General features: G+C 73.5%; 4 protein-coding genes. 3 read left to right on the forward strand and 1 reads right to left on the reverse strand.

The genetic code is table 11. The annotated features are described in order from the left end of the window. Positions 1-781 (reverse strand): hypothetical protein (locus SACHA_RS25380; protein WP_051110198.1); only part of this gene is annotated, 781 nt, incomplete at its 3' end. A 109-nt stretch (positions 782-890) separates the two neighbouring features. Here SACHA_RS25380 and SACHA_RS0111875 point away from each other — a divergent pair. From SACHA_RS0111875 to SACHA_RS0111885, 3 genes are read left to right on the forward strand one after another with little or no spacing between them, the layout of a single operon-like run. Continuing rightward, positions 891-1,658, forward strand: a complete 768-nt coding sequence (locus SACHA_RS0111875) for an SDR family NAD(P)-dependent oxidoreductase (protein ID WP_019809959.1) — start codon at positions 891-893, stop codon at positions 1,656-1,658. A 39-nt stretch (positions 1,659-1,697) separates the two neighbouring features. Continuing rightward, positions 1,698-2,261 carry an orotate phosphoribosyltransferase gene (gene pyrE, locus SACHA_RS0111880; protein WP_028663111.1) on the forward strand — a complete coding sequence of 188 codons (564 nt, stop codon included), beginning with the start codon at positions 1,698-1,700 and terminating at the stop codon, positions 2,259-2,261. A 40-nt stretch (positions 2,262-2,301) separates the two neighbouring features. Further along, on the forward strand, positions 2,302-2,964 hold the full coding sequence (locus SACHA_RS0111885; RefSeq protein ID WP_019809963.1) for a TrmH family RNA methyltransferase: 663 nt from the start codon (positions 2,302-2,304) through the stop codon (positions 2,962-2,964). Positions 2,965-3,036 lie beyond the last annotated feature (72 nt).

Consider the following 3,036-nt stretch of genomic DNA (forward strand, 5'->3'; position numbering starts at 1 on the left):
CGGGGGCCGCGCCCGGCGCTGCGGCGGGGGTTGCGTCGGGGGTGCGGCCGAGTCCGGTGGGGGCGTGTCCCTGCCGGAGCCGGTGGCTCTCGGCCCGCAGCGACTCCGTGTCGTAGTGCTTGAGCAGTGCCCGCAGGGACGCCTGTTTGAAGTCGGTCTGCCGGAATCCCGCCGACGGGACCGGGTCGGGGGCCGCTGCGGGTTCCGCCGCCTCCTCCGGCTCGGTCCTTTCCTCGGGCCCGGTCCCTTCCTCCGGCTCGGTCCCTTCCTCCGGCTCGGTCCCTTCCTCGGGTTCCGGTCCTTCCTCCGGCTCGGTCCGTTTCCGCGGCTCCGGCGCGTCCTCGGGCCCGGGGGTTGCCGTGCCCTGGGTGGGTTCCGTCGTCCTCTCCGGTGCCGCCTGCCCGGCCCCGTCCTGCTCCGGGACCTGCGCGGGCTCCGGAGCGTCGGCATCGGGCGGATCCGCGTCCCCGCCGACCGGGACCGGTGGGGGGTCGACGAGATCCAGGGTCCCGGCGAACCGGCCGTCGTCCCGGAGGGAGAGTTCGCGGTAGGTCAGCGTGTGTTCCACGGGCTCGGTCGCCGCCGCGAACCCCTCCGCGTACGAGTCGGGCTCGATCCCACCCCCGGGTCCGTCCGTGTCCGGACGATCCGCCGTGTCCGGACCGTGCGGGTTGTGCGGGGTGTCCGGTTCCCTGACAGTGTCGGCCCCCGCGGCATCGTCGTCGGTCGCCGCGATGTAGCCGCGGACGAACGACAGGTAGTCGATGGCACCGTTTCCCATCTGGAGTCCATTCCCTCGGTCGGGTGAGGCTCGCGGGTACCCCCAATGGTTTGAGCAAGATACTGCCTGTCATCAGCGTAGTGATCGCCCGGGCGGTAGTTTGACCCTCATGCCGGTAGCACTGATCACGGGAGCCACCGCGGGCATCGGGGCCGTCTTCGCGGACACACTGGCCGCCGAGGGCACGGACCTCGTCCTCGTCGCGCGGAACGCGGACCGACTCGCCGAGCGCACCGACGAACTCCGGACCCGGCACGGGGTGCGGGTCGAGACCCTCACCGCCGACCTGGCCACCGAGGCGGGCCGGGCCGCGGTGGAACGACGACTCACCGATTCCCCGGTCGACATGCTGGTCAACAACGCGGGCCTCGGCCTGTCCGGCGAGTTCTGGACCGCCGACGTCGAGGCGCTGCAACGCCAGCTCGACGTCAACGTCACCGCCGTGCTCCGGCTGACCCGCGCGGCGGTACCGGGGATGCGGGAACGGGGCGGCGGGGACATCGTCAACGTCTCCAGCGTCGCCGGATTCTTCTCCGGGCGCGGTTCGACCTACACCGCGAGCAAGGCGTGGGTCACCTCCTTCTCGGACGGCCTGGCCTCCGCGCTCCGGGGTTCCGGGGTGCGCGTGCTGGCGTTGTGCCCCGGGTTCACCCACACGGAGTTCCACCAGCGGGCCGGGCTGGACAAGTCCGGCCCGGGCGTGCTGTGGCTCGACGCCCGCAGGGTCGTCGACGAGGCACTGGCGGACCTGCGGGCGGGCCGGGTGGTGTCGGTCCCCAGCAAGCGCTACAAGATCGTGGCCGCGGTCGGGCGACTCCTGCCGCGCGGCGTGGTCCGGCGCCTCGGCGGCCGGTTCGCCGGCCGGGACCGCACCTGAGGACAGCCGGCTCGCGGGCCTCGTGTCAGACTCGCCGTTGTGGCGAACCCTTCCTTGGACCGAACGGCGAAGACCGAACTCGCCCGGCTGGTCACCGAACTCTGTGTGACCCGCGGCCGGGTCGTGCTCTCCTCCGGCGCGGAGGCCGACTACTACGTCGACCTGCGCCGGGCCACCCTGCACCACGCCGCGGCCCCGCTGCTCGGCAGACTGCTGCGGCAGCTCACCGCCGACTGGGGGTACGTGGCCGTGGGCGGCCTCACCCTGGGCGCCGACCCGGTGGCGACCGCCATGCTGCACTCGGCGGCGGCCGACGACGTGGTGCTGGACGCCTTCGTGGTGCGCAAGTCGGCGAAGGAGCACGGCACCCAGCGCCGGATCGAGGGCATGGAGGTGGCGGGGCAGCGGGTGCTCACCGTCGAGGACACCTCCACCACCGGCGGCAGCGTGCTCACCGCCGTGGACGCGCTGCGCGAGGCCGGCGCCACCGTCGTCGGGGTGGCCACCGTCGTGGACCGGGACACCGGCGCGCGCGAGGCGATCGAGGAACGGGGCCTGCCCTACCGGTCGCTGCTCGACCTGGACGACCTCGGGCTGCGGTGATCGGCACCGGCGCACGGGAACGACCCGGTCCGTGGGGACAATGGCGGGTGTGACGGAGACCCCGGGACCGACCGAATGGTCGACCACCGACAGCGGGGTGGGTGTGGGCCCCTGGGAGGGGCCCTGGCCCGCCGACGAGCGGTACGACCCCGAACTGCTGGAGCACGGCGACCGGCGCAACGTGGTCGACACCTACCGGTACTGGCGCCGGGAGGCGATCGTCGCCGACATGGACACCCGGCGGTACCCGTTCCACGTGGCGATCGAGAACTTCCAGCACGACCACAACATCGGCACGGTGGTGCGCACGGCGAACTCGTTCGCCGCCGCCGCGGTCCACATCGTCGGCAGGCGCCGGTGGAACCGGCGCGGGGCCATGGTCACCGACCGCTACCAGCACCTCCACCACCACCCGGAGGTCTCCGGCCTGCTGGAGTACGCCACCGGACACGGCCTCGCCGTCGTCGCCGTGGACAACCGGCCCGGCGCGGTGCCGGTGGAGACCGCGGAACTGCCGAGGGACTGCGTCCTGCTGTTCGGGCAGGAGGGTCCGGGGCTGTCGCCGGAGGCCCAGCGCGCCGCGTCGCTGGTGGTCTCGATCGCGCAGTTCGGTACCACCCGTTCGATCAACGCGGGCGTGGCGGCGGGCATCGTGATGCACACCTGGATCCGGCAGCACGCGGACCTGCGTTCGGCCTGGTGACCGGCCCGGCGGCCCGCCCGGTCAGGAGCCGCCCGGTCCGGAGCCGGGCGGTGCGGTGTCCCCGGTCGGGGC

The organism is Saccharomonospora halophila 8, from assembly GCF_000383775.1.
In the GTDB taxonomy this organism is placed as follows: domain Bacteria; phylum Actinomycetota; class Actinomycetes; order Mycobacteriales; family Pseudonocardiaceae; genus Saccharomonospora; species Saccharomonospora halophila.

Coding starts and splice junctions, on each gene's coding strand:
- SACHA_RS0111875 (WP_019809959.1), top strand. CDS start 891: ATGCCGGTAGCACTGATCACGGGAGCCACCGCGGGCATCGGGGCCGTC.
- SACHA_RS0111885 (WP_019809963.1), top strand. CDS start 2,302: ATGGCGGGTGTGACGGAGACCCCGGGACCGACCGAATGGTCGACCACC.